The 26,207-nt window shown below is 72.5% G+C and carries 19 protein-coding genes; 9 read left to right on the top strand and 10 right to left on the bottom strand.

Features of this window, described 5'->3' with window-relative positions; genetic code table 11:
• Positions 1 to 254: 254 nt before the first annotated feature.
• From ACGF3J_RS35335 to thyX, 3 genes are all read right to left on the bottom strand, one after another.
• The gene (locus ACGF3J_RS35335) at positions 255 to 1,940 is read right to left on the bottom strand and encodes a ribonuclease J (protein ID WP_122615089.1); all 1,686 of its coding nucleotides are present in this window, start codon (positions 1,938 to 1,940) and stop codon (positions 255 to 257) included.
• Positions 1,941 to 2,093: 153 nt separating this feature from the next.
• Positions 2,094 to 2,993, bottom strand: a complete 900-nt coding sequence (gene dapA / locus ACGF3J_RS35330) for a 4-hydroxy-tetrahydrodipicolinate synthase (RefSeq protein ID WP_161328557.1) — start codon at positions 2,991 to 2,993, stop codon at positions 2,094 to 2,096.
• Between the two features lie 197 nt (positions 2,994 to 3,190).
• Positions 3,191 to 3,931, bottom strand: a complete 741-nt coding sequence (gene thyX, locus ACGF3J_RS35325; RefSeq protein WP_122615091.1) for an FAD-dependent thymidylate synthase — start codon at positions 3,929 to 3,931, stop codon at positions 3,191 to 3,193.
• Positions 3,932 to 4,107: 176 nt separating this feature from the next.
• On the opposite strand from thyX, the gene ACGF3J_RS35320 reads away from it, so the two are divergent.
• Both ACGF3J_RS35320 and ACGF3J_RS35315 read left to right on the top strand, forming a co-directional pair.
• Complete coding sequence (locus tag ACGF3J_RS35320; RefSeq protein ID WP_125492860.1) at positions 4,108 to 4,347, top strand: hypothetical protein; 240 nt, start codon at positions 4,108 to 4,110, stop codon at positions 4,345 to 4,347.
• Positions 4,348 to 4,473: 126 nt separating this feature from the next.
• Positions 4,474 to 5,028: a hypothetical protein gene (locus ACGF3J_RS35315; RefSeq protein ID WP_393855621.1), complete on the top strand. Its 555-nt coding sequence runs from the start codon at positions 4,474 to 4,476 to the stop codon at positions 5,026 to 5,028.
• A gap of 12 nt (positions 5,029 to 5,040) precedes the next feature.
• On the opposite strand, the gene ACGF3J_RS35310 is transcribed toward ACGF3J_RS35315, so the two are convergent.
• The 5 genes from ACGF3J_RS35310 to rpsO form a co-directional block, all read right to left on the bottom strand.
• Positions 5,041 to 5,496 (bottom strand): hypothetical protein, encoded by a 456-nt coding sequence (locus ACGF3J_RS35310; RefSeq protein ID WP_393855620.1) that lies wholly within the window; start codon positions 5,494 to 5,496, stop codon positions 5,041 to 5,043.
• A gap of 36 nt (positions 5,497 to 5,532) precedes the next feature.
• On the bottom strand, positions 5,533 to 6,285 hold the full coding sequence (gene dapB / locus ACGF3J_RS35305) for a 4-hydroxy-tetrahydrodipicolinate reductase (protein ID WP_393855619.1): 753 nt from the start codon (positions 6,283 to 6,285) through the stop codon (positions 5,533 to 5,535).
• Positions 6,286 to 6,311: 26 nt separating this feature from the next.
• Entirely contained in the window at positions 6,312 to 7,691 is a 1,380-nt protein-coding gene (locus tag ACGF3J_RS35300; protein ID WP_393855618.1) for a M16 family metallopeptidase, read from the bottom strand.
• A complete protein-coding gene (locus ACGF3J_RS35295; RefSeq protein ID WP_161328552.1) occupies positions 7,688 to 9,904 on the bottom strand; it encodes a polyribonucleotide nucleotidyltransferase in 2,217 nt (738 codons plus the stop codon). The genes ACGF3J_RS35300 and ACGF3J_RS35295 overlap by 4 nt, the downstream gene beginning before the upstream one ends.
• A gap of 317 nt (positions 9,905 to 10,221) precedes the next feature.
• Positions 10,222 to 10,509: a 30S ribosomal protein S15 gene (rpsO, locus tag ACGF3J_RS35290; RefSeq protein WP_064730122.1), complete on the bottom strand. Its 288-nt coding sequence runs from the start codon at positions 10,507 to 10,509 to the stop codon at positions 10,222 to 10,224.
• Between the two features lie 345 nt (positions 10,510 to 10,854).
• On the opposite strand from rpsO, the gene ACGF3J_RS35285 reads away from it, so the two are divergent.
• The 7 genes from ACGF3J_RS35285 to ACGF3J_RS35255 all read left to right on the top strand — a co-directional run bounded on the left by ACGF3J_RS35285 (position 10,855) and on the right by ACGF3J_RS35255 (position 21,073).
• Positions 10,855 to 11,148: a DUF397 domain-containing protein gene (locus ACGF3J_RS35285; protein ID WP_161328551.1), complete on the top strand. Its 294-nt coding sequence runs from the start codon at positions 10,855 to 10,857 to the stop codon at positions 11,146 to 11,148.
• 374 nt (positions 11,149 to 11,522) lie between these two features.
• The gene (locus ACGF3J_RS35280; protein WP_393855617.1) at positions 11,523 to 14,816 is read left to right on the top strand and encodes an SCO5717 family growth-regulating ATPase; all 3,294 of its coding nucleotides are present in this window, start codon (positions 11,523 to 11,525) and stop codon (positions 14,814 to 14,816) included.
• A gap of 304 nt (positions 14,817 to 15,120) precedes the next feature.
• Positions 15,121 to 16,980 carry an ABC transporter substrate-binding protein gene (locus tag ACGF3J_RS35275; protein WP_393855616.1) on the top strand — a complete coding sequence of 620 codons (1,860 nt, stop codon included), beginning with the start codon at positions 15,121 to 15,123 and terminating at the stop codon, positions 16,978 to 16,980.
• A complete protein-coding gene (locus ACGF3J_RS35270; RefSeq protein ID WP_393855615.1) occupies positions 16,973 to 18,034 on the top strand; it encodes an ABC transporter permease in 1,062 nt (353 codons plus the stop codon). The genes ACGF3J_RS35275 and ACGF3J_RS35270 overlap by 8 nt, the downstream gene beginning before the upstream one ends.
• Complete coding sequence (locus tag ACGF3J_RS35265; RefSeq protein ID WP_161331785.1) at positions 18,031 to 19,005, top strand: ABC transporter permease; 975 nt, start codon at positions 18,031 to 18,033, stop codon at positions 19,003 to 19,005. Before ACGF3J_RS35270 ends, ACGF3J_RS35265 begins: the two co-directional genes overlap by 4 nt.
• Positions 19,002 to 20,042 carry an ABC transporter ATP-binding protein gene (locus ACGF3J_RS35260; protein ID WP_161331788.1) on the top strand — a complete coding sequence of 347 codons (1,041 nt, stop codon included), beginning with the start codon at positions 19,002 to 19,004 and terminating at the stop codon, positions 20,040 to 20,042. The genes ACGF3J_RS35265 and ACGF3J_RS35260 overlap by 4 nt, the downstream gene beginning before the upstream one ends.
• Entirely contained in the window at positions 20,039 to 21,073 is a 1,035-nt protein-coding gene (locus ACGF3J_RS35255; protein WP_393855614.1) for an ABC transporter ATP-binding protein, read from the top strand. The genes ACGF3J_RS35260 and ACGF3J_RS35255 overlap by 4 nt, the downstream gene beginning before the upstream one ends.
• A 3-nt stretch (positions 21,074 to 21,076) precedes the next feature.
• Here ACGF3J_RS35255 and ACGF3J_RS35250 read toward each other — a convergent pair whose 3' ends face one another.
• Together ACGF3J_RS35250 and ACGF3J_RS35245 are read right to left on the bottom strand one after the other, a co-directional pair.
• Positions 21,077 to 22,036 (bottom strand): bifunctional riboflavin kinase/FAD synthetase, encoded by a 960-nt coding sequence (locus ACGF3J_RS35250; RefSeq protein ID WP_393855613.1) that lies wholly within the window; start codon positions 22,034 to 22,036, stop codon positions 21,077 to 21,079.
• 91 nt (positions 22,037 to 22,127) lie between these two features.
• Positions 22,128 to 26,012, bottom strand: coding sequence for a trypsin-like peptidase domain-containing protein (locus tag ACGF3J_RS35245; RefSeq protein ID WP_393855612.1), 3,885 nt, complete (start codon positions 26,010 to 26,012; stop codon positions 22,128 to 22,130).
• Positions 26,013 to 26,207: the final 195 nt, after the last annotated feature.

Genomic DNA, 26,207 nt, shown 5'->3' with positions numbered 1-26,207 from the left:
TCCGACTCTATCAGATCTTTCCGACCCGATTTCCTCGGTGCTTTCCAGGTTCCCGCTTTCGCGTTTCCCTTTCCGGCGGTTCCGACTTTATCAGAGATTCTGAGTCGGAATTCCCGCCCTCCAGGGGCGGATCCGATCCACGAAGTGGTCGGGTGCCCGTCCGAGCGGAGTTGTAAACGTACTGGAGCGGGGCGCCCCGATGCAAATCGAGGCGCCCCGCTCCAGGTTGACGTCGCCGGAGATCCGACGGGCCGTCAGACCTCCACCACGACAGGCAGGATCATCGGCCGGCGCCGGTACGTGTCCGAGACCCACTTGCCGAGCGTCCGGCGCACCAGCTGCTGGAGCTGGTGGGGCTCGACGACCCCGTCCTGGGCCGAGCGCTCCAGTGCTTCGGTCACCTTGGGGAGCACCGCGGCGAACGCGGAGTCCTCGATGCCCGAGCCGCGGGCCTGGACGTGCGGACCCGCGGTGATCTTGCCGGTGGACGAGTCGATGACCACGAAGACCGAGATGATGCCCTCGTCGCCGAGGATCTTGCGGTCCTTGAGGGCGGGCTCGCCGACGTCACCGACGGAGAGGCCGTCGACGTAGACGTATCCCGCCTGGACCTTGCCGGAGATCTTCGCCTTGCCCTCGACGAGGTCGACGACGACGCCGTCCTCGGCGATGACGATGCGGTCGTGCGGGACGCCGGTGAGGGCGCCCAGTTCGGCGTTGGCGCGCAGGTGGCGCCATTCGCCGTGGACCGGCATCAGGTTCTTCGGGCGGCAGATGTTGTAGAAGTACAGCAGCTCGCCGGCCGAGGCGTGGCCCGAGACGTGGACCTTGGCGTTGCCCTTGTGGACGACGTTGGCCCCCCAGCGGGTCAGGCCGTTGATCACGCGGTACACCGCGTTCTCGTTGCCCGGGATGAGGGACGAGGCCAGGATCACCGTGTCGCCGTTGACGATGCGGATCTGGTGGTCCCGGTTGGCCATGCGGGACAGCGCGGCCATCGGTTCGCCCTGGGACCCGGTGCAGACCAGGACCACTTCGCTGTCCGGCAGGTCGTCGAGGGTCTTGACGTCCACGACGAGGCCTGGCGGCACCTTGAGGTAGCCGAGGTCCCGGGCGATGCCCATGTTGCGGACCATGGAGCGGCCGACGAAGGCGACCCGGCGGCCGTACTCGTGCGCGGCGTCCAGGATCTGCTGGATGCGGTGGACGTGGCTGGCGAAGCTCGCCACGATGATCCGCTTGCGGGCGCCGGCGAAGACCTGGCGCAGGACGTTGGAGATGTCCCGCTCCGGCGGGACGAAGCCCGGGACCTCGGCGTTCGTCGAGTCGGACAGGAGGAGGTCGATGCCCTCCTCGCTGAGGCGCGCGAACGCGTGCAGGTCCGTGAGGCGGCCGTCCAGCGGGAGCTGGTCCATCTTGAAGTCGCCGGTGTGGACGACCATGCCCGCGGGGGTGCGGATGGCGACGGCCAGCGCGTCCGGGATGGAGTGGTTGACTGCCACGAACTCGCAGTCGAAGGGGCCGACGCGTTCGCGGTGCCCCTCCGCCACCTCGAGGGTGTACGGGCGGATGCGGTGTTCCTGGAGCTTGGCCTCGATGAGGGCGAGGGTCAGCTTGGAGCCGATCAGCGGGATGTCCGGCTTCTCGCGCAGGAGGAAGGGGACGCCGCCGATGTGGTCCTCGTGCCCGTGGGTCAGGACGATGCCCTCGATGTCGTCGAGGCGGTCCCGGATGGACGAGAAGTCCGGCAGGATCAGGTCGATTCCGGGCTGCTCCTCCTCGGGGAAGAGCACTCCGCAGTCGACGATCAGCAGACGGCCGCCGTACTCGAAGACCGTCATGTTGCGGCCGATTTCGCCCAGGCCGCCGAGCGGGGTGACCCGGAGGCCGCCCTTCGCGAGCGCCGGGGGCCGGCCCAGTTCAGGATGCGGATGACTCAAAAGACTCTCCTCACCACACGCGCCACGTACCGGTGGGCACGTGGCGCGCGTGACGTTCGTGCAGAAGCAGTTGTCGTGTGGGGTGCGGGCACCGGTGGCCCGCCTATTCAGTTGTGAAGTCCGTGCGGCCGTGCGGTGGTGCGAAGTCTGTTGTCAGAGCTGTACCCCGCCGGCGGCAAGATCGATCTTGAGCTGGTCGGTCTCCTCGGGCGTGAGACCGACCATCGGCGCGCGCAGCGGTCCGGCGGGCAGTCCCTGGAGGGCGAGCGCGGCCTTGGCGGTCATGACGCCCTGGGTGCGGAACATGCCGGTGAAGACCGGGAGCAGCTTCTGGTGGATCTCCAGTGCCTTCTGTACGTCACCGGCGACGTGCGCGTCCACCATGGCGCGCAGTTCCGGGGTGACGACGTGGCCGACGACGGAGACGAAGCCGACCGCGCCCACGGAGAGCAGCGGCAGGTTCAGCATGTCGTCGCCGGAGTACCAGGCGAGGCCGGAGCGTGCGATGGCCCAGCTGGCGCGGCCGAGGTCGCCCTTGGCGTCCTTGTTGGCGACGATCCGGGGGTGCTCCGCGAGGCGGACCAGGGTCTCCGTGTTGATCGGGACGCCGCTGCGGCCGGGGATGTCGTAGAGCATGACCGGCAGCTCGGCGGCGTCGGTGATCGCCGTGAAGTGCAGGTAGAGGCCCTCCTGCGGGGGCTTGTTGTAGTACGGCGTGACCAGCAGGAGGCCGTGTGCTCCGGCGCGCTCGGCGGCGCGGGCCAGCTCGATGCTGTGCTGGGTGTTGTTGGTGCCGACGCCGGCGACGACGTGGGCCCGGTCTCCGACGGCCTCCAGTACGGCTCGTACGAGGTCCGCTTTCTCCGCGTCGCTGGTGGTGGGGGACTCGCCGGTGGTGCCGTTGACGATCAGGCCGTCGTTGCCTGCGTCCACCAGGTGGGCGGCGAGCCGCTGGGCGCCGTCGAGGTCGAGTGCGCCGTCCGCCGTGAAGGGCGTGACCATGGCGGTGAGGACCCGCCCGAAGGGGGTCTGCGGAGTGGAGGTCGGAGCCATGGGTTACACGCTACTCGTTGCTCAGGGCGGGGTCTGCCTTAGGGCCTGTCGAGAGGAATGTGGAGCCCGGCACTGCCTGCTCGGGGGTTCAAGCAGTGCCGGGTCCCTTTGATCAGGCTAGATGAACTTCTCCAAACGCCGCAATACGGACACTTCGCACGGCTGATGCGCACATGTGTGCCCGGCTTCGGGACGCCCTACGGCGCCACGCGGCCGTTGGCGTTGAAGGCGGCGTGCGTGAGGGGCATGAGCCGGGCCCACTCCGCCTCCATCTTCTCGCCGACCATCTCGATCTCCCGCTGCGGGAAGGAGGGCACCTTCGCCAGCTCGTGCTGGGTGCGCAGGCCCAGGAAGTGCATCAGCGAGCGGGCGTTGCAGGTGGCGTACATCGAGGAGTACAGGCCGACGGGGAGCACCGCGCGGGCCACCTCGCGGGCGACGCCGGCGGCGAGCATCCGCTGGTACGTGGCGTACGCCTGGCGGTAGGAGTCCTCCATGGCGCCGCCCACCAGCTCGTACTGCTCCGGGCTGCCCTCGACGAAGACGTACTTGCCGGGCCGGCCCTGCTGGACCAGCTTGCGGGAGGTGTCCGGGACGTAGAAGACCGGCTGGAGCTCCCGGTAGCGGCCTGATTCCTCGTTGTACGACCAGCCGACGCGGTGCCGCATGAACTCGCGGAAGACGAAGATCGGGGCGCTGATGAAGAAGGTCATCGAGTTGTGCTCGAACGGGCTGCCGTGCCGGTCCCGCATGAGGTAGTTGATCAGGCCCTTGGAGCGCTCCGGGTCCTTGTCCAGCTCCGCGAGGGACTGCTCCCCGACGGTGGAGACCCGGGCGGCGAACAGCACGTCGGAGTCGGTCGCGCTGCTCTTGACCAGCTCGACGGTGACGTCGCTGCGGAGTTCGATCTTGGAGTCGTCGGGGGGTGTGTCGGTCACGGTGTGGAGGGCCTTCCCAGCTCGTCGTTTGGCGGGGCCACTCTACGGCCACCGCTGAATCGGGCTTTCACTGCCGTGCCGCAATGAAGTCGGTGAAACAGGGCACCTGCAGGGGCGTTCGTTCGTCTGTATGAGTAACAGCGAAGCAGTAAGTCCCCGAAGGGAGACGCAGCTCCATGATCCGCCGGCGTGAACCCGTGCCGTTCGCCTTCGTCGCCGAAGCCGACAGGTTCCGCAGCAATGTCACACCCCCTCCCCGCGAGCGGGCGTCCTTCGGCCAGCAGGCCGGACGCTGGCTGCTCGGTCTCACCGTCGTCGCCGGGATCGCGGGCTCCCTGCTGATCGGGATGCCCGCCCTGTCGACCGACCAGCCCTCGCCGCACAAGCAGCCGTCGCAGGCGTCCGAGGGACGCTAGACGGGCCGGGGGACGGCCGGGGGCACCTCCCGTCCGGACCCCCGAGAGTGGTGACCGCAGACACAGGTCGGTAGCCTCACCGGGCACAGCACATGCCATGTGCCATGGAACGAGTGAGGACCAGCCGTGCCCCTGCCCTTCCTGACGGCCGACCGCGCCTTCGACGCGGCCGACGACGTCGCGCTGCCGTACGACGACCGCGACCAGTGGCGCCGGCCCTACCGGCCGGGGCCCTGGCGGGTGGGTGCGGCGGCGGTGATGCTGCTGCTCGCCTCGTTCGTGCTGTTCGCAGCGGTGATCATCGCAGCTACGGGCACGTTGTCCTCGGCCGGCGTGGTCTTCGGCATCGCGGCCGTCGTCATCGCCTGCGCCCTGCGGATGCTGCGCATGGGCGTGTGGGTGAGCGCGCACGGAGTGCGGCAGGTGAGTTTCCTCAGCACCCGCACGGTGGCCTGGCAGCAGGTCGCCAGCATGCGCACGGTGCAGCAGCCGGTGCGCTGGCTCGGGCTGCCGCGCACGGTGCAGGGGCAGGCGCTGCTCCTCGTCCGGCAGGGCCGGTCCACGGACCCGCTGCCGCCCCTGCTGACCACGCACAACTCCGACTTCCTCGCCCGCGAGGGAGCCTTCGACCGGGCGGCCGACGCCGTGGAGGCGTGGGCCGCCGAGTACCGGCGGGCCTGAGCCGCGCAGCGGTCAGGCCGCCTCGGCGGGCTTGCCGTCGTGGAGGGCGATCGCCCGCTGCATCGCCTTGCGGGCCCGCGGGGTGTCGCGGGCGTCGTGGTAGGCGACGGCCAGGCGGAACCAGCTGCGCCAGTCGTCCGGTGCGTCCTCCGTCTCGGCCTTGCGCAGGGCGAAGACCTCGTCGGCCGACTCCCGGTCGACGCGGCCGCTGTGGGTGCGCTTCAGGTCGTCCACGGGCAGTCCGCCCTCGGCGTCGAGTTCCGCGGCGAGCTGGTTGGCCCTGCGGACGAACTGGGTGTTCTTCCACAGGAACCAGAGGCCGATGACCGGCAGGATCAGCACCGCGACGCCGAACGTGACGGTGAGGGGTGTGCCGGCCTCGATGAGCATCACGCCGCGGCCGCCGGCCAGGACGAAGTAGAAGACCAGGACGGCGGCCGTGACGAGGTAGGAGATCTTCGCGCGCATGGGGTCAGGGGCTCTGTTCGGGGTCCGGGCCGGGTCTCAGTTCAGGTCCAGGAAGTGTTCCAGGCCGAAGGTGAGGCCCGGGGTGGTGACCACCCGGCGGGCGCCCAGCAGGATGCCCGGCATGAAGCTGCTGTGGTGCAGGGAGTCGTGCCGGACGGTGAGGGTCTCGCCCTCGCCGCCGAGGAGGACCTCCTGGTGGGCGAGGAGGCCGCGCAGGCGGATCGCGTGGACCGGGACACCGTCGACGTCCGCGCCGCGGGCGCCGTCCAGGGCGGTGGCAGTGGCGTCGGGCGCCGGAGCGGAGCCTGCCTTCTGCCGCGCCTCGGCGATCAGCTGGGCGGTGCGGGTGGCGGTGCCGCTGGGGGCGTCCACCTTGTTCGGGTGGTGCAGCTCGACGACCTCGACGGACTCGAAGTACGGGGCGGCGAGCTGCGCGAACCTCATGGTGAGCACGGCGCCGATGGAGAAGTTGGGCGCGATGAGCACGCCCGTCTCCGGGGAGGCGTCGAGCCAGGAGTTCAGCCGCGCGAGGCGTTCGTCGGTCCAGCCGGTGGTGCCGACGACGGCGTGGATGCCGTGGCGTACGCAGTAGTCGAGGTTGTCCATCACCGAGGCGGGGGTGGTCAGCTCGACGGCGACCTGGGCGCCGGTGCCGGCCAGCGTGTCCAGGCTGTCGCCCCGGCCCAGGGCGGCGACCAGCTCCATGTCCTCGGCGGCCTCGACCGCCCGTACCGCCTCGGAGCCGATCCGGCCCTTGGCACCGAGGACGGCCACGCGCAGCTTGCTCATGTCTCTTGCTTCCTTACCGGGGATCGTTAGGCGACGGCGTCGTGCAGCCGGGACGCCTGCTTGTCCTTGAGCGGGCCGATGACCGACAGCGAGGGCCGCCGGCCCAGGACGTCGCGGGCGACCGCGCGGACGTCGTCCGGCGTGACCGAGGCTATCCGGGCCAGCATGTCGTCGACCGACATCTGCTCGCCCCAGCACAGCTCGCTCTTGCCGATGCGGTTCATCAGCGCGCCGGTGTCCTCCAGGCCGAGGACCGTGGAGCCCTGGAGCTGGCCGACGGCGCGGCCGATCTCGTCGTCGGTCAGGCCGTGCTCGGCGACGTGGTCCAGTTCGTCGCGGCAGATCTTCAGCACGTCGTGCACCTGCGAGGGCCGGCAGCCCGCGTAGACGCCGAAGAGGCCGCAGTCGGCGAAGCCCGAGGTGTACGAGTACACGCTGTAGGCGAGGCCGCGCTTCTCGCGGACCTCCTGGAACAGGCGCGAGGACATGCCGCCGCCCAGGGCGGTGTTGAGCACGCCCATCGCCCAGCGCCGGTCGTCGGTACGGGCCAGGCCCGGCATGCCCAGGATGACGTGGGCCTGCTCGGTCCTGCGGCCGATCAGCTCCATCCGCCCGGCGGCCCGGACGGTGCGCCGTCCGTCGCGCGGGGCGACGGGCGCGGCCACCGGCTCCCGGAAGGCGCCGGCCTTCTCGAAGGCGGCGCGGACCTGGCGTACGACCTTGTTGTGGTCGACGTTGCCGGCGCAGGCGACCACGAGGTGGGTGGGGTCGTAGTGCTTCTTGTAGAAGCGGCGGATGCGGTCGGCGGTGAGGGCGTTGACCGTGTCGACCGTGCCGAGGACGGGGCGGCCGAGGGCGCTGTCGCCGAACATGGTGTGCGCGAAGAGGTCGTGCACGCAGTCGCCGGGGTCGTCCTCGGTCATCGCGATCTCTTCGAGGATGGCGCCGCGTTCGACGTCGACGTCCTCCTCCTGGATCAGGGAGCCGGTCAGCATGTCGCAGACGACGTCGATGGCGAGCGGCAGGTCGGTGTCGAGCACGCGTGCGTAGTAGCACGTGTACTCCTTCGCCGTGAACGCGTTCATCTCGCCGCCGACGGCGTCGAGGGCGGCGGAGATGTCCAGGGCGCTGCGCTTGCGGGTGCCCTTGAAGAGCAGGTGCTCCAGGTAGTGGGTGGCGCCGTTCAGCGCCGGGGTCTCGTCGCGGGAGCCGACGTGGGCCCAGATGCCGAAGGTCGCCGAGCGGACCGAGGGCAGGGTCTCGGTGACGATCCGCAGGCCGCCCGGGAGGGTGGTCCGGCGGACCGTGCCGGTGCCGTGCTCGCCCTTGATCAGGGTTTGGGTACGGGCGACGGCCCGCGCCTCCGAGGAGGTGCGGGCCGTCGCCTTGGAGCCACGGGGCGTCACTTGTCGCCGTCGTCCTTCTTCTCTTCGCCGTCTTCGCCCTCGACCACGGGGATCAGGGAGAGCTTGCCGCGCGAGTCGATCTCGGCGATCTCGACCTGGACCTTCTGGCCCACACCGAGGACGTCCTCGACGTTCTCCACGCGCTTGCCGCCGGCCAGCTTGCGGATCTGCGAGATGTGCAGCAGTCCGTCCTTGCCGGGCAGCAGGGAGACGAACGCGCCGAAGGTGGTCGTCTTCACGACCGTGCCCAGGTAGCGCTCGCCGACCTCGGGCATGGTCGGGTTGGCGATGCCGTTGATCGTGGCGCGGGCGGCCTCGGCGGCCGGGCCGTCGGCGGCACCGATGTAGATGGTGCCGTCGTCCTCGATCGTGATGTCGGCGCCCGTGTCCTCCTGGATCTGGTTGATCATCTTGCCCTTGGGGCCGATGACCTCGCCGATCTTGTCGACCGGGATCTTCACGGTGATGATCCGCGGCGCGTTCGGGGACATCTCGTCCGGCGTGTCGATCGCTTCCATCATCACGTCGAGGATGTGGAGGCGGGCGTCACGGGCCTGCTTGAGGGCGGCGGCCAGGACGGAGGCGGGGATGCCGTCCAGCTTGGTGTCGAGCTGGAGGGCGGTGACGAACTCCTTGGTGCCGGCGACCTTGAAGTCCATGTCGCCGAAGGCGTCCTCCGCACCGAGGATGTCGGTGAGGGCGACGTAGTGCGTCTCGCCGTTGATCTCCTGGGAGATCAGGCCCATGGCGATACCGGCGACGGGGGCCTTCAGCGGCACACCGGCGTTCAGCAGCGACATGGTGGAGGCGCAGACCGAGCCCATGGACGTCGAGCCGTTGGAGCCGAGGGCCTCGGACACCTGGCGGATCGCGTAGGGGAACTCCTCGCGCGTCGGCAGCACCGGCACGATGGCGCGCTCGGCGAGCGCGCCGTGGCCGATCTCGCGGCGCTTCGGGGAGCCGACGCGGCCGGTCTCGCCGACGGAGTACGGCGGGAAGTTGTAGTTGTGCATGTAGCGCTTGCGGGTCACCGGGGAGAGGGTGTCCAGCTGCTGCTCCATGCGGAGCATGTTGAGGGTGGTGACGCCCAGGATCTGGGTCTCGCCACGCTCGAACAGCGCGGAACCGTGCACGCGCGGGATGGCCTCGACCTCGGCGGCCAGGGTGCGGATGTCGGTGACACCGCGGCCGTCGATGCGCTTCTTCTCCTTGATGACGCGCTCACGGACCAGGGACTTGGTCAGCGAGCGGTACGCGGCGGAGATCTCCTTCTCGCGGCCCTCGAACTCCGGGAGGAGCTTCTCGGCGGCGAGCGTCTTGACGCGGTCCAGCTCGGCCTCGCGCTCCTGCTTGCCGGCGATGGTGAGCGCCTGGGAGAGCTCGGGCTTGACGGCCCCGGTGAGCGCCTCGAGGACGTCGTCCTGGTAGTCCAGGAAGACCGGGAACTCGCCGGTCGGCTTGGCGGCCTTCGCGGCGAGGTCGGCCTGGGCGCGGCACAGCACCTTGATGAAGGGCTTCGCGGCCTCGAGACCGGCGGCGACGACCTCTTCGGTGGGGGCCTCGGCGCCGCCCTCGACCAGCTTGACGGTCTTCTCGGTGGCCTCGGCCTCGACCATCATGATCGCGACGTCGCCGTCCTCCAGGGCGCGGCCCGCGACGACCATGTCGAAGACGGCGTCCTCGAGCTCGGTGTGCGTCGGGAAGGCCACCCACTGGCCGCGGATCAGCGCGACGCGGACGCCGCCGATCGGGCCGGAGAAGGGCAGGCCGGCCAGCTGCGTGGACGCGGAGGCGGCGTTGATCGCCACGACGTCGTACAGGTGGTCGGGGTTGAGGGCCATGATCGTGGCGACGACCTGGATCTCGTTGCGCAGGCCCTTCTTGAAGGACGGGCGCAGCGGGCGGTCGATCAGGCGGCAGGTGAGGATGGCGTCCTCGGAGGGGCGGCCCTCACGGCGGAAGAAGCTGCCGGGGATCTTGCCGGCGGCGTACATCCGCTCCTCGACGTCCACCGTGAGCGGGAAGAAGTCGAGCTGGTCCTTGGGGTTCTTGGAGGCGCTCGTGGCCGACAGCACCATGGTGTCGTCGTCCAGGTACGCCACGGCGGAACCGGCGGCCTGCCTGGCCAGCCGTCCCGTCTCGAAGCGGATGGTGCGGGTGCCGAACGCGCCGTTGTCGATCACGGCTTCGGCGTAGTGGGTCTCGTTCTCCACTAGTGTCTTCTCCGTTACTTGTCGTCTTTCGTCCCGCCTCGCCCGTGTGGCGGGGGGACGGTCGCGGAGAAGCGCTCCGTGCAATGCGGGCCGGTCTTCGATCGAAGCACCCGGGGTTCTGCTCCCGGGGGCCACTACCGAGGACCGGCGGCGGCGAAGCGCGCTTCTCCTCGTTTCGTTCCTTGGGTCCTACGTCGTACGTGCGGTGTCCGTAGGTGTTGTGTCCGATACCACACTACAAAGGGACGGCGACACCGCGCACGTACAGCAAAGGGAGCGGCCCCCGAACGAATGGGAACCGCTCCCTTCACGGCGTCCTACTTGGCGCCCGCCGCACCGCGGCGGATGCCGAGGCGCTCGACCAGCGCGCGGAAGCGCTGGATGTCCTTCTTGGCGAGGTACTGCAGCAGCCGGCGGCGCTGGCCGACCAGGATCAGCAGACCACGACGGGAGTGGTGGTCGTGCTTGTGGGTCTTGAGGTGCTCGGTCAGGTCGGAGATCCGACGGGACAGGAGCGCGACCTGGACCTCGGGGGAGCCGGTGTCGCCCTCCTTGGTACCGAACTCGGAGACGATCTGCTTCTTCACTGCGGCGTCGAGCGACACGCGTACTCCTCTTAGTCTGTGTGTGGCCACCGAGTGCCCCCGGTCTACGTCTCGGGGGATCTTCCGTAACTCGGAAGGCGGGGATCCGCTGGGCGCGGCCTCCAGGGCTGAGGCAGGGCTCGGGCTCCGGGGGCGCGTACACATACGGCCGTCACACAGCGTACCAGTCCGGGCGGATGCCCTTGTCCCCGGCCCGGGCGGCCGCCTGGGAGGGCCTCATGGGGGGGGCCGTGGAGGCCGTCACCCGTGCCGGGGACGTACATGGGCGAACCGCTGACCTGGCGTAACACGGACAAGTAGGGTGACGGCACAGCTCGTTGGCACAGCAGGAAGGACCGGACCGCGATGACCGAGGCCGAGGACCAGGAACTCAGGGCACGCAAGGATCGGGAGCGGGACGAGCTCTACGCCCTGGACATCTCCGGCGTCGAATGGCACAGCGCGCCCGGCACCGAGGAGCACGAGGAGCGGGTGGAGATCGCCTACCTGCCCGAGGGTGCCGTGGCCATGCGGTCGTCGCTGGACCCGAGCACCGTGCTCCGTTACACGGAGGCGGAGTGGCGGGCCTTCGTGCTCGGCGCCCGGGACGGCGAGTTCGACCTGGAGCCGACGGCACGGGACGTGGAGGCCGCCGAGTAAAGGCGCGACGAGGGGCGGTACCGGGATTCGCGCGGCGGGGATCGGGCAGATTCGGAAACGAGTAGTGCCGGATTCCGTCCGCATTGTTCACCGGTATCGCCCGCTTTGTTCATTGACAGGGGCCGCCCTTGTCATTTTCCGTCGCACTGTGACGCGAGGGGCTGACGTCGACGGGTGGACGGGCCTGCCGTGGTGGGGCTTGCGGTGATTAGGCTGGGACCGGCGCGACGCCAGAACCCGTGGACCGGGCGTCGGCGTCTCAGGGGGAAGAGCCGGTTCATCGGACGACCTCGAACGGCCTTGGACAACTTCGAATGACAAGCAAGGGTCGCCCCAGCACGGCTTGAGGGTGCTCGACCACACCAGGAGGAACTGTGAGCAGCGACCGGGACGGGAACCGCGGGGGCTGGGCTACACCCGGCGATGACCAGCCCGACGCGGAGTCCTCAGTCGAGACGACCGGCGAGTTCACCATCGACTACGCGCCGCCCGCCTGGTACACGCAGAACGCGTCCGGTGAGAGCGGATCGGGGCAGGAGGACGAGGGGGCGGGGGCCGGTTCGTCGTCCCGTCCTTCCGGCGATTCCGGTGCCTCCGACTCCGCCGCTCCGGCCTCGCCCCCCGCTCCGCCTGCTCCCCGTGGTCCGGTTCCGCCGTTGCCGGGGCTGACGCCTCCGCCGCACGCGGCGCCGGCCGGCGGGCCTTCCGCCGTTCCGGCTCCCGCGCCGGGCGCGCCCTTCACGCCGCCGCCCCCCGCGCCCGCGCCGGGTGCCCCGTACACGCCGCCTCCGCCGCCCGGGCCCGGGGCGCCCTTCACGCCGCCCGCGCCGCCTGCCGGAGGGCCGACCGGGGTGCCGCGGCTGCCGGTCGGGAGCGGGTTCGAGCCGCAGCCGCCGCAGCCCGCGTCGGCGCGGCCCGAGGCCGAGCCTGCCCCGGAGCCCGAGGCGGAGGTGCGGGAGCCGGAAGCAACGGCCGCGCCCGGGACGGACTTCAGCTCTCCGAGCGCCGTGCCGGCCTTCCCCGCGGGAGGGTTCCAGCTTCAGGCGCCCGCTTCCCCCGCGGCCCGGGAGCCCGAGCCGGAACCCCAGCCGGAGCCGGAGCCGCCGACCGAGCCCGAGCCTCAGCCGGAACCCGAGCCGCAGCACGAGCCGGAGCCGCCGACCGAACCCGAGCCCGAGCCCGAGCCCGAGCCCGCCAATGGTGACCTCGAGAGTGGCGCGACCATGCGCTTCTCCGCCGCCGCCCTTCGGCGGGAGGTCGCCGAGCGGGCGGCCGCGGACGCCGGTGCGGACACCGAGGAAGACGCCGAGGACCGGTCCACGACCGGGTCCGACGACGAGGCCCGTGAGGAGGCGCCGGACCAGCCGTTCCCGGTGGCCGAGAATGCCGGAGCGCCGGACGACGCCGCGGAGGGCGCGGACGTCGAGGACGTCGACGACGCGGCCGAGACGCCCGGGGCCCAGCCCGCGCCGGTCGCCCTGAGGGTCGTACCCGAGCAGGAGCCCGAGCCCGAGGACGCCGTTCCGGCGGTGGACGAGCCCCAGGACGCCGTGCCGGGCGACGCCGAGCCCGTGGACGACGCCCCGCAGGACGCCGCCCCGCAGGAGTCGCCGCCCGCGCCGCAGGGCGGGACGCCGCCGCTGCCCCCGTCGTACCCGCCGGCCGCACCAGCGCCCGCCCACCAGTGGCCCGCGCAGCCGGCCCCCGGCGCCCCGGAGCAGCCCCCCGCGCCGGCCCAGCAGCCGCCGTTCCAGCAGCCGCAGGCCCCGCAGCCGGCGCCCGCCGCCTGGAACCCGCCGCCGCCCGCCCCCACCGCGCCGGTGCCGCCGTTCCCGGGGCCGGTGCAGCCCGGATCGGGTCAGGGCTACGGGTTCCCACAGCCGGGCGCGCAGCAGCCTCCGCAGCCGCACTCCCCCGCCCGGCCCGGTGCGTACGGGTTCCCGCACACCCCGCCGCCGGTGCAGCCGCAGCCCGAGGCGGCTCAGGCCCCGCAGCCCGCCCCGCCGCAGCCGGCCCCTCAGGACTTCGCCCCGCAGGTCCCTCCGGTCCAGCAGATGCCGCAGCCGGGCCAGGCACATCAGCCGCCGCAGGCGTCCCAGCACCCGCACCAGCCCCAGCCTCCGCAGGCGATGCAGCCCCCGCAGGCGATGCAGACGGGTGCACCCGTCCAGCAGCCGGAGCAGCCGGGATCGCCCGACGGCCGGCCGCAGCAGCACCAGGCGCCCCAGCCCCCTCAGGCACCACAGCAGCAGCCTCACATCCCCCAGCAGCCCCAGGCGCCTCAGGCGCCTCAGGCACCCCAGCCGCAGCACCAGTACCCGCAGCAGCCGGACGCCCCGCAACCCCCGCAGCAGCCCGTCGACCCCCGGCTCGGGGCCGCCTGGCCGCAGCCCATGCAGCACGACCAGCGTCAGCCCACCAACCCGGGGGCCGCGCCGCTCGGATACACCGCGGCCGTGGAGCTGTCGTCCGACCGGCTGCTCAACAACAAGCGGCAGAAGGCGAAGAGCAGCCGCCCGGCGGCCGGCGGTTCGCGGTTCAAGCTGGGCGGCAAGAAGGAGGAGGCCGAGCGGCAGCGGAAGCTGGATCTGATCCGCACCCCGGTGCTCTCCTGCTACCGCATCGCGGTCATCAGCCTCAAGGGCGGTGTCGGCAAGACGACCACCACCACCGCCCTCGGCTCCACGCTCGCCACCGAGCGGCAGGACAAGATCCTCGCGATCGACGCCAACCCGGACGCCGGCACGCTCGGCCGCCGCGTGCGCCGTGAGACCGGGGCCACCATCCGTGACCTCGTGCAGGCGATCCCGCACCTCAACTCGTACATGGACATCCGGCGGTTCACCTCGCAGGCCTCGTCCGGTCTCGAGATCATCGCCAATGACGTCGACCCGGCCGTGTCCACGACGTTCAACGACGAGGACTACCGGCGCGCGATCGACGTGCTCGGCAAGCAGTACCCGATCATCCTCACCGACTCGGGCACCGGGCTCCTGTACAGCGCGATGCGCGGCGTGCTGGACCTCGCCGACCAGCTGATCATCATCTCCACCCCCTCCGTGGACGGTGCGAGCAGCGCCAGTACGACACTGGACTGGCTGTCCGCGCACGGGTACGCCGACCTGGTGTCGCGCTCGATCACGGTCATCTCGGGAGTCCGCGAGACCGGCAAGATGATCAAGGTCGACGACATCGTGGGGCACTTCCAGACGCGGTGCCGGGGCGTCGTCGTGGTCCCCTTCGACGAGCACCTGTCCGCCGGCGCCGAGGTCGACCTCGACATGATGCGGCCGAAGGTGCGGGAGGCGTACTTCAACCTGGCGGCGATGGTCGCCGAGGACTTCGTCCGCCACCAGCAGTCGCACGGCCTGTGGACGTCCGACGGCAACCCGCCGCCGGTCGCCGCCCCGCCGATGCCGGGCCGGCAGCAGCCGATGCCGGGTCACCCCCAGCCGGGCCAGGCCTATCCGCAGCAGCCCGGCCAGCCCTACCCGCAGCAGCCGGGGCAGGTGCCGCCGCAGCCCGGCCAGCCCTACCCGCACCAGCCGGGCCAGGTGCCGCCGCAGCAGCCGGGGCAGCCCTACCCCCAGCCCGGGCAGCCCCATGCCCAGCCCGGGTACGGGTATCCGCAGCAGGGGCAGACGCCCCCGCCCCCACCGCAGCAGTAGCCCGCCGGAGTCCAGAAGGCCCGCGTCGTCCCGGACGGCGCGGGCCTTCGCGTGTGCGCGGGCAGAACCGGTGAAACACCGGCGCCAGGCTCTCACCAGGGAGGCGCCAGAGGTCTGTGCCAATGAGAGTGACGGGTTGGTCAACTCGCCGTTTCCGCAGGCCACATGGGGTTTGACGGACCGTTGACGGGCGCAGACTGCCGCTGGTAGACACACACTTCATTCCGCGTTCACCACTGTTCAAGCCCGCCTCACACGGGGACGTCCCGCGTTCCCGCGTGCGATGACGCGAGGTCAGGTAGTCATGAGCACACACGATCAGCACGGCAGTGGACGTACCGCCCCCGGCCGGTTCAGAGCCCGGCTCGTCGCCGCGGCGGGCGCCTGCGCGCTGCTCCTCACGTCGGGGGCGGTCGCTCCCGCGGCCACGGCGGCGGACGGCGACGGGGGCGGCGACAAGACGCTCACCGTCGCCGTGGCGCAGAGCGTCGACTCGCTCAGCCCCTTCCTGGCGGTACGCCTGCTCAGCACGAGCATCCACAAGCTGACGTACGAGTACCTGACCAACTACGACGCCAAGGACAACCACGTCATACCGGGTCTGGCGACCGAGTGGAAGGCGTCGACCGACAAGCTGACCTGGACGTACACGATCCGCTCCGACTCCAAGTGGTCGGACGGGCAGCAGGCCACCGCCGAGGACGCGGCGTGGACGTTCAACAAGATGATGACCGACCAGGGCGCCGCCACCGCCAACGGCAGCTTCGTCGGCAACTTCGAGAAGGTGACCGCGCCCAGCCCGACCCAGCTGGTGATCCGGCTGAAGAAGCCGCAGGCCACGATGACCGCGCTGGACGTGCCGATCGTGCCCAAGCACGTCTGGGAGAAGGTCGGGGACTTCTCGAAGTTCAACAACGACAAGGACTTCCCGGTCGTCGGCAACGGGCCGTTCATCCTCACGGACTACAAGCCGGACAGCTATGTGCAGCTCAAGGCCAACAAGGACTTCTGGCGGGGCGCCCCGAAGTTCGACAACCTGGTCTTCCGCTACTACAAGGACCAGGACGCCGCCGTCGCCGCCCTGCGCAAGGGCGAGGTGTCGTTCGTGGCCGGGTCGCCGTCCCTGACGCCCGCCCAGGCCGACTCCCTCAAGGGCGAGGAGAACATCCGCGTCAACGACGCCCCCGGCCGCCGCTTCTACGCCCTCGCCACCAACCCGGGTGCCCGGGCGAAGGACGGCACGAAGTTCGGTGACGGCGATCCCTCGCTCCTCGACCAGCGGGTGCGCAACGCGCTGTTCATGGCGGTGGACCGCAAGGCCATCGTCGACAAGGTGTTCCAGGGTCACGCGGTCGAGGGTGCGGGCTACATCCCGCCGCGCTTCTCGCCGTACTTCTACGAGCCGACGACCGACCAGGAGCTGGCGTACGACCCGGCCGGGGCGGCGAAGCTGCTGGACGAGGCGGGCTACAAGACGAACGCCGACGGCAAGCGCGTCGGCGAGGACGGCAAGCCGCTGAACTACCGCGTCCTGTGCCACGCCACCGACCCGAACGACAAGGCGGTCGGCAAGTACCTCCAGGAGTGGTGGGGCGAACTCGGCATCTCGATCACCCTCGACTGCCTCGACAACGTGACCGACCCGTGGCTGGCCGGCAAGTACGACCTCGCCTTCGACGGCTGGTCCGTCAACCCCGACCCGGACTTCGTGCTCTCCATCCACACCTGCGCGGCGCTCCCGGCGACGCCCAAGGACACCGGCGCCACCGACAACTTCATCTGCGACAAGAAGTACGACGACCTGTACGCCCAGCAGTTGGGCGAGTACGACGCCGGCAAGCGCGCGGACCTCGTCAAGCAGATGCAGTCCCGGCTCTACGACACCGGCTACATGAACGTCATGGCGTATCCGAACGCGGTCGAGGCCTACCGCACGGACCAGATCGAGTCGATCACCACCATGCCGTCCGACGCGGGCAACATCTACGGCCAGGACGGGTACTGGAGCTGGTGGTCGGCCGTCCCCGCGGACTCCGGCGACTCCTCGGGCGGTTCGTCGTCGACGGGCATGGTGATCGGGATCGTCGCGGGTGTCGTCGTCCTCGCCGGCCTCGGGGTGCTCTTCGCCGTCCGCCGCCGGGCGACGGCGGACGACCGTGAGTAGCGCGACGGATTCCGCGCCACTGGCCGCGACCGGCGCCGCGCTCGGCAAGCGGCCGTCCGGGCCGTCGCGGCGCGGGGGCAGCGGCTATCCGCGGTACGTGGCGGGGAAGCTGGGCGGAGCGGTCGTCTCCCTCTTCGCCGTCCTGGTCACGAGCTTCTTCCTCTTCAGGCTGATCCCCGGCGATCCGGTGAAGTTCATGACCGGCGGCCGTCCGGTCTCGGCCGAGCAGCTCGCCGTCTACCGTGAGGAGTTCGGGCTCGACCTGCCGCTGTGGCAGCAGTTCACGGACTACTGCCTCAAGGCGCTGAGCGGGGACCTCGGCACGTCGTACCAGTTCCACGCGCCGGTCACCGACAAGATCGTCGAGGCGCTGCCGAACACCCTGCTGCTCACCGGCACGGCCTTCGTGATCTACACCGCGCTGGGTGCCTTCCTCGGCACCCGGTCGGCGTGGCGGCACGGCGGGCTGGGCGACCGGCTCAACACCGGTCTGGCGCTGACGCTCTACTCCATCCCGTCGTTCTGGCTGGGTCTGCTGCTCATCATCGTCCTGTCGGTCGGCGTGGACCCGATTCCGGGCCTGTTCCCGACCGGCGGCATGGAGTCGGGCAGCGAGGAGGGCTTCGCCCACGTGCTCGACGTCGCCCACCATCTCGTCCTCCCCGTGGTGACCCTGGTCGCCGTGGAGTACGGGCAGACACTACTGGTCACCCGGTCGGCGCTGCTGGACGAGATGGGCGGCGACTACCTGACGACCGCGCGGGCCAAGGGGCTCAGGGATGACCTCGTGCGGCGCCGGCACGCCGTGCCCAACGCGTTGCTGCCGACCGTGACGCTGGTCTTCGTCAACCTCGGCCGGACGGTGGCGGGTGTCATCCTGGTCGAGACCGTCTTCTCCTGGCCGGGGCTCGGCGGGCTGTTCTACCAGGCGCTGAGCGTGCCCGATCTGCCGTTGGTGCAGGGGCTGTTCTTCGTCTTCGCCGCGGCGGTGATCCTGATGAACACGCTGGCCGACCTCCTGTATCCGCTGCTCGACCCGAGGGTGGGCCGATGACCGCCGAGACCACTGAGACCCCTGCGGAGCCTCCCGGGAAGGAGCCCGCCGGGAAAGAGCCCGCCGGGAAGCCGGGTGCGCCGAGTCCGCGTACGCTCGCCCGGCGGCGGCGCCGCGCCTCCGTCGCGCGCTTCTGGAAGGAGTACCGCAGACACCGGGCCGGCCTCTTCGGGCTGGCCGCGCTGACGCTGTTCGTGCTGGTCGCGCTCACCGCGCCGCTGACGGTCGGGTCGGACGTGGACAGCGTGACGGACGCGCCGGGGCAGCCGCTGGAGAGCCCGAGCGGCCGGTTCCCCCTGGGCACCGACCAGTTCGGACGGAACCTGCTCGGCCTGCTGATCTGGGGCTCACGCGTGTCCCTGCTCGTCGGGCTGCTCGCGGCCGCGCTGTCGGTGGCGATCGGCGCGGTCATCGGGATCACCGCCGGGCACTTCCGCGGCTGGTACGCCACGGTGATGATGCGGATCACGGACTGGTTCCTGGTGATGCCGACGCTGGTCCTTGCGATCGTGCTGGCGACGGTCATGTCCCGTTCCCTCGCCACGATCGTGCTGGCGATCGGGGTGACCACGTGGCCGACCACGGCGCGGCTGGTGCGGGCGCAGACGCTGGCGGTGGAGTCACGGCCGTACATCGAACGCGCGAAGGCGCTCGGGGGCGGGCACTGGCACATCATGTCCCGGCACGTGCTGCCCAACGTCATGCCGCTGGTCCTCGCGCAGACCACCCTGATCATCTCCTCCGCCATCCTGGCCGAGGCGACGCTGGCCTTCCTCGGGCTCGGCGACCCGACGGTGGTGTCCTGGGGCGGGCTGCTTCAGGACGCGCGGGAGGCGGGGTCGGTGAGTTCCGGCGACTGGTGGTACCTGGTGCCGCCGGGCGTCGGGATCGCGGTCGTGGCGCTGGCGTTCACGCTGTGCGGGCGTGCGGTGGAGGCCGTTCTCAATCCCAGGCTGGGGGTGTCCCGTTGAGTCTCCTGGAGGTACGGGACCTGAAGGTGACGTACGCCGGTGGCGCGGCCGCCGTGCGCGGGGTCGACCTGCGCCTCGACGCGGGCGAGAAGCTCGGCATCGCGGGCGAGTCCGGCTGCGGCAAGTCCACGCTGGCGCTCGCGCTGCTGCGGCTGCTGCCGGCCGGTGCCCGGACCGGCGGGGAGATCCTGCTGGACGGCGAGGACGTGCTGACCATGAAGTGGGGCCGGCTGCGGGCGGTGCGCTGGGCGGGGGCGTCGATCGTCTTCCAGGGCGCGATGCACTCCCTGAACGCCGTGCACCGCATCGGTGACCAGATCGCCGAGCCCGTCCTGCTGCACCGCGGGGCGACGGCGGCCGGCGCGCGCAGGAAGACGGGCGAGCTGCTGGAACAGGTGGGGCTGCCCGCCTCGCGGGCGAGCGCCTACCCGCACGAGCTGTCGGGCGGGCAGCGGCAGCGCGTGATGATCGCGATGGCGCTGGCCTGCGACCCGCGTCTGATCGTCGCCGACGAGCCGACCACGGCGCTCGACGTGATGATCCAGGCGCAGATCCTGCGGCTGATCGAGGGCCTGGTCGGCGAGCAGAACGTCGGCCTGATCATGATCAGCCACGACCTCGCGGTGCTGGCCGACACCTGCGACCGCCTGGCGGTGATGTACGCGGGCCGGGTGGTCGAGGAGGGACCGGCCCGGCAGGTCTACGAGGACGCCCGGCATCCCTACGGCCGGGCGCTGTCGGCGGCCTTCCCGACGATCGGCGACCCGGCCTCGCGGTTCGCGCCCCGCGGCCTGCCCGGCGACCCGCCCGACCCGACGGCGGTGCCCTCCGGCTGCGCGTTCCACCCGAGGTGCCCGGTCGCCCTGGACCTCTGCGCCACCGAGGACCAGGCACTGCGCGAGGCGGGAGCCGGCCGGCGGGCGGCCTGCGTCCACGTGGGGGCGGGGGACGGCGGAGCGCCCGGCGGCACCGAGGCGGCCGCCGGTCCCTTCGGCGGTGCCGTGACGAACGACGGAGTGAGGAGCAGCAGCCCATGACGAGCACCACACCCCCGTTGCTGAGCGTCCAGGGGCTGCACGTCACCTTTCCCGGCCGGCGCGGGGCGGCCGACGCGCGGGCGGTGGACGGGGTCGATCTCGACATCCGGCGGGGCGAGATCGTCGCGCTGGTCGGCGAGTCGGGCTGCGGCAAGACCACCCTCGCGCGTTCCCTGCTCGGCCTGGTCCCGCCGACCGGGGGCCGCGTCACCTTCGACGGCGCCCCGCTCGCCCGCTCGGGCCGCGCGCTGAAGGCGTACCGCAAGCGGGCCCAGCTGGTCCTCCAGGACCCGAGCGGCTCGCTCAACCCGCGGCACACGGTGTACGACATCGTCGCCGAGGGCCTGCGCATCCACGGTCACGCGGGGGACGAGCGGGCGGCGGTCGCGGGGGCCCTGTCCCGGGCCGGACTGCGGCCACCCGAGCGGTTCTTCCTTCGCTACCCGCACGAGCTGTCCGGCGGCCAGCGGCAGCGGGTCGTCATCGCCGGCGCGCTGGTCCTGGAGCCGGAACTCCTCGTCGCGGACGAACCGGTGGCCTCCCTCGACGCGTCGGTACGCGGCGAGATCCTCGCGCTGCTGCTGCGGCTGCGCACCGAACTGGGCCTGTCGGCGCTGGTCGTCACCCACGACCTGGGCCTGGCCTGGAACATCGCCGACCGGGTGGCGGTGATGTACCTCGGCCGGATCGTCGAGACGGGCCCGGTGGAACAGGTGCTGACGGCACCCCGGCATCCGTACACGCAGGCGCTGCTGTCGGTGCTGCCGGAGGCGCCGGGCACGCCGGTCGTGCTCACCGGCGAGCCCCCGGACCCGTCGTTCATCCCGTCCGGCTGCCGCTTCCACGTCCGCTGCCAGGTGCTGGCCGGCGGTGCGGCGGAGCGGGCCGGGGTGGCCGACGCGTGCCGGCACGGGGAGCTGGAGGTGCTGTCCGGCGGCGACGAGGCCCAGGTCGCCTGCCACTGGGCCCGGTCGCGGGCGGAGCGGCCCACGGCCGGAGCGGGCGACGAGGCGACCGTCCGGCCGGGCTGAACGTCAGGGGCGGTAGACGTCCGAGGCCGCGATGATCTCGCGGCACCTCTGGACGTCCTGGCCCATCTGCTCGAGCAGCGCGTCCAGGGTCTCGAACCTGGCCTGGCCGCGTACGAAGGCGAGGAAGTCGACGGCGACGTGCAGGCCGTACAGGTCGAGGTCCACGCGGTCGATGGCGTACGCCTCCACCGTGCGCTCGGTGCCCTCGAACTGCGGGTTGGTGCCGACCGAGATCGCGGCCGGCATCGCCTCGCCCTGGGCGTGCAGCCAGCCGGCGTAGACGCCGTCGGCCGGGATCGCGGTGTGCGGGAGGGTCTCGACGTTGGCCGTGGGGAAGCCCATCTCGCGCCCCCGCTGGGCGCCGCGCACGACCACGCCCTCCACGCGGTGCGGGCGGCCCAGGATCTCCGCGGCGCCCTCGACGTCGCCCTCGGCGACCAGGCGGCGGGTCAGGGTGGAGGAGAACGGCTCGCCGCCGCCCGCGTCACCGGTCACGTACAGGTCGACGACCTCGACCTCGAAGTCGTAGACCTTGCCCTGCTCGGTGAGGAAGTCCACGTTGCCCGCGGCCTTGTGGCCGAAGCGGAAGTTGGGGCCCTCGACGACCGCCTTGGCGCGCAGCCGGTCGACCAGGACCTTCACCACGAAGTCCGCCGCGGAGAGCTTCGAGAACTCCTTCGTGAACGGCAGGATCAGCACCGCGTCCACGCCCAGCTCCGCCATCAGTTCGGCACGGCGGTGGTGCGCGGCGAGCAGGGGCGGGTGGCTGCCGGGGCGGACGACCTCGCTGGGGTGCGGGTCGAAGGTGACGACGACGGCGGGGACGCCCAGCTCGCGGGCGCGGTCCACGGCGTGCTTGATGATCAGCTGGTGTCCGCGGTGGACGCCGTCGTAGGAGCCGATGGTGACGACGCTGCGTCCCCAGTCCTCGGGGATGTCCTCCAAGCCACGCCAGCGCTGCACTGTGTCTGCTCCTTGGTGGTTTCCGTGATCTCGGTGGGTCCGGTGGTGACCCTTGCGCAGGTCTAAGGGTGCCATGCCGTCCGGGCCGGGGTCAGGCGGGGACCCGGGCTCCCGCGAGGTTCTCGATCGTGCGGCGGGCGCTGGGGCCGACCAGCGCGGCCCAGTCCGGCGGCGCGTCGGCCAGCCAGCCGGTCAGCCGGGTGGCGAAGCCCGGGAGGTGACGGGCCAGGTCGACCAGCCCGCGGTCGAAGCGGGTGGCTCCGTCGGCGGTGCGGACGAGGAGGAGACCGGTGCGGTGGACGAGGGCGCGCTGGTCCTCACCGGCGCACCGGGCGGCCGCGTACAGCAGCGCTTCCAGGACGGCGGGGGCCTGCTCGTGGGCGAGGAGGCGCTCGCGCAGTTCCCGGCGGAGCGGGCCGGCCGCGGCGGTGCTGTCGGCGGGGAGGACACCGGCGAGGGCGGCCCGCGCCGGCTCGGGTCCGTCGTCCAGGAGAAGGGTGACGAAGGGGAGGAGTACGGCGCGGTCGGCGGGGTCCCGGTCCAGGCGCCGGTCGACGTAGGCGGCCAGGTGTCCGGCGGTCTCGGGGCGGTCCGCGACGGCCCACGCCACCAGGGCGGCCACCCGGCGGGCCAGAGCGGGGGTGGCGGCGTCGGCGAGCACGCGCAGCGCCTCCCCCGCGTCCGGGCCGCGCAGCCGGGCCCGGAATGCTTCGAGGACCGCTTCCGGATGGGTGGGCAGGGCGGTGGCCACCGCGCTCGGCGGCAGGTGGGGGTCGCCGGCCGCGAAGTGGTCCAGCGCTCTCGGGAGGTGGCGTTCACGGCTGTCCGGGTCGTGCACGAGCAGGGCGAGCGCGCCGCCGTGCAGCGGGCTGTCGGCGGGCCCGGCGAGCAGGACGAGGGCGGCGTGCCGGAGCAGGGTGCGGTCGGCGGCGGTGCGGGTGTGCGGGGCGGTGCGCAGGCCGTGGGTGACGGCGGCGCTCCGCCGCTCGGGGCGCTCGTCGCGCGCCCACCTCTCGACGGCGCGGCACAGGGCCGAGGGTTCCTCCTCGGCCAGGACGGCGAGCAGTTCGTCGGCCCGCCGGTGGGTGCTGTCGACGAGGACCTCGGTGAGTCCGTCGAGGCCGCGGTGGCGGTGGGTGTGCAGCAGCGCCTGCGCGGCCGTCGCGACGGTGGCGTGCGGGGTGGCGGGCAGCGGCCGGTCGTCGTCGAACCAGCGGACCAGGAGCGGTTGTACGGCCCCGGGTGCTGCGGTGAGCAGTGCCGCGACGGTGTCGAGGTGCCGGGGGCCCGGTTCGCCCGGGGGACCGTCGGCGAGGACCAGGCGGCGCAGCAGGTCCAGCCGGAGGGCCTCGGGCAGCCGCAGGCCCGTCCAGAAGGCGGGCCCGAACTCCGCCGGCGCGGGCCGTCCCTCTCCGCGCCGTTCCGCGAGGCCGTCGGCGAGGAGCCGCAGCACCTCCGTGTACGGCGTCGCGTCGGGCACGCGCGTGAGGACGCGGGTGAGCAGCCGGGGTGCCCACCAGGAGTGGGGGTCGGCGTCCAGGGCGTGCACCAGCTCCTCGAGGGTCAGGGCGAGTTGGAGGACGCCGTGCTGCCGGGCGAGGAGCAGGACGGCCTCGACCACGGGGCCGATGCGGTGGTGGGGTGCCGGGAGGGTGTGCGTGTCGTGCGGGGTGCCGCGGCGGTGGACGAGGGCGCGCAGGGCCTCGTCCAGGTCGAGGTGGACGCCCTGGATCCAGTCGGCCAGCTCCTCGTGCGCGAACCGGTAGCCGGGGCCCGCGGGGACGAGGAGGCCCTCGGCGAGCACGGCCGACGCCCAGCCGGTGCCGCCGCCCAGCCCGGCCGGGGCGGGCCCCCACGGGAACAGCGCCTCGAAGGACTCCCGGTCCAGAGCGCCCTGTCCGGGGCCGAGACTGCGCCGGGCGGCCTCGTGGACCTGCCCGGAGACCTTCGCGACGAGACGGCGTACGGCGGTGCCGTGCAGCCCGTTCTCCCGGGCCAGGCGGGTCGCGACGCGCAGGCACGCGAGGTCCAGGTACGCCTGGAAGACCTCGTCCCGGTCGACGGGTGCCGCGGGCAGGTCGAGGCCGGCGTGGACCTCACCGAGCAGGCGCAGGGTGAGGGGGTGCCGGTCGTCGGGGGCGCCCAGGGCGCCGTCCGGGACGCCATGGCGGGCGCGCGCCTCCCGGGCCTCCTCGTCGCCCAGGTCGCCGAGCGGAACGCAGGGCGGCAGCACCGGCCCGGGAGCCCCCGGTTCCCCGCCGTCGAACCCCGGCCGTGGTACGCCGGCCGCCGTCCCGGCCCCCACCGCCCCGGCCGACGCGCGTGTCCCGGCAGACGCCCAGGACGGCACGGGTACGGCGGCTCCGCCCCGGGCGACCGCCGACCCGGCCGACGACACGACACCGGCCGGCCCGCGTCCCCCGGCCGGCGACAGGGCACCGGCCGGCGGGCGCCCTCCGGCAACCGCCCAGGACGGCACCGGTACGGCGGCACCGCGCCGGCGTGCCGCCCCAGGCGTCGCCCACAGCGTCCTCCCGGCGCCGTCCGCCGCGAAGGGCGCGGGGGCGCGCTCCTCGGGCACCGGGCCGTACAGCAGGTCCCGGGGGAACTCCGCCCCCGTGTGCTCCCAGTACTCCGCCCGGCAGGCGATGACCAGCCGGATGCCCGTCTCCCCCAGCCAGGCCGCGGTGCCCTCGGTCCACTCGGGGAGGCGGTGGGCGAGGACCGGCGGCATCTCCTCGGGGCCGTCCAGCACCAGGAGGATGGGCCTTCCGGCGGTGCGGGCCAGGCGGGCGAGGCGTTCGGGCGCGATGTCTCCGAGGTCGTCGGGGCGGGCGCGGTCCGAGGCGGCGAGGATGCGGGCGGCCCGGTCCAGCGTCCGGCGCACGGCGTCCGCCAGCGACATGTCCTCGTCGCACAGGTCGGCGCCGCGCAGCCACAGCGTGGGCGCCGGTGCGGGGCCCCGGGAGCGGCGGGCGGCGAGGGCCGTCAGCTCGGTCGTACGGCCGCTGCCCGGCGCGCCGACCAGGCCCAGTACTCCGGCGCGGCCGGCGGTGAAGGCGGTGAACGCGCGGGTCACGGCGGGCCGTTCGACCGGCTTCACCACGCGCTCCACCGAGGGTGCGCCGCCCGACGGCCCCGAGCCCTCGACCGCACGGGCGCCCCCGCACTCCCCCGAGGCGCCCCGCGGACCGTCCTGCCCGACCGAGGTCGCGGTGAGGGCGAGGACACCCGCGAGGTTGAGGTCGGCTCCGTAGGCCGGGACCGTCGCGGCGTTCTCGGCGAGGAGGGCGGCGAGCGGGCCCCTGCCCGTGCGGCGCAGCGGTACGGCGAAGCCGACGTCGCTGTGCCCGGAGCTGAGCGCGGTGCCGAGGACCCCGAGGACGGCACCGGTCGCGATGTCGAGGACGGGACCGCCGGCCGCCCCGCCGCCGAGCCGCAGCGCGTCCCGCCCGGAGGTGCCGCAGGCCAGTTCCAGCGCGTCGCCGAGGAGGTGGAAGCGGTCGGTGGCCGTGTAGGTCACGTCGGTGGTGCCCAGGACGCGGGCCTCGCGCCAGCCGCCGGCGGCGATGCGCACGTAGGTGCCGGCCTCGACGCGCTCCCGCGTGGTGACGGGCAGCGGGCGGACGCCCAGGCCCTCGGTGCGGACCAGGGCCAGGCCGTGGGCGGGCAGCGGGGTGACGTCGGCGGCGGCGACCACGCGGCGCCTGTCCCCGGCGGTGCGCAGGACCAGCCGGGAGAGGCCGTCGACCGCTTCGTGGCTGGTGAGCACGGTGCCGTGGTGGTCGGCGACGAATCCCGTGCCGCGGGGGCGTCCGGCGAGGTCGTACACCTGGACCAGGGCGCCGTCGGGCGCGCGCCGGGCCGGATCGGCCACCCGGGCCGGGGGCCCGCCGCGCGCGTCCCGGGCTCCGTCCCGCGGCCCCGGTCCCGCCCTGCCGCCCGCCGTCTCCCGGGACCGGTTCCTCGACGCCATCGCCGAACCTCCCCGCCGTACACCCGTGCTGTGTGGTCGACGGTAGGGGCGTGATGATCAGCGGGACAGATCCCCCGGCGAAAGCGCCCCCTTCCACTCCCCCGGTTCACTCCGAGCGCCTGCCCGGACGGGTGAACAGGAGGGGTCGGTTGGATACACCCTGGGAGGCGGGGGAACCGAGGGGGACCGTGGAGC

This window comes from Streptomyces sp. NPDC048171 (assembly GCF_043202655.1).
GTDB lineage: Bacteria > Actinomycetota > Actinomycetes > Streptomycetales > Streptomycetaceae > Streptomyces.
The sequence above is the reverse complement of the archived record's forward strand: the minus strand, read 5'-3'. Positions and strand labels throughout refer to the sequence as shown.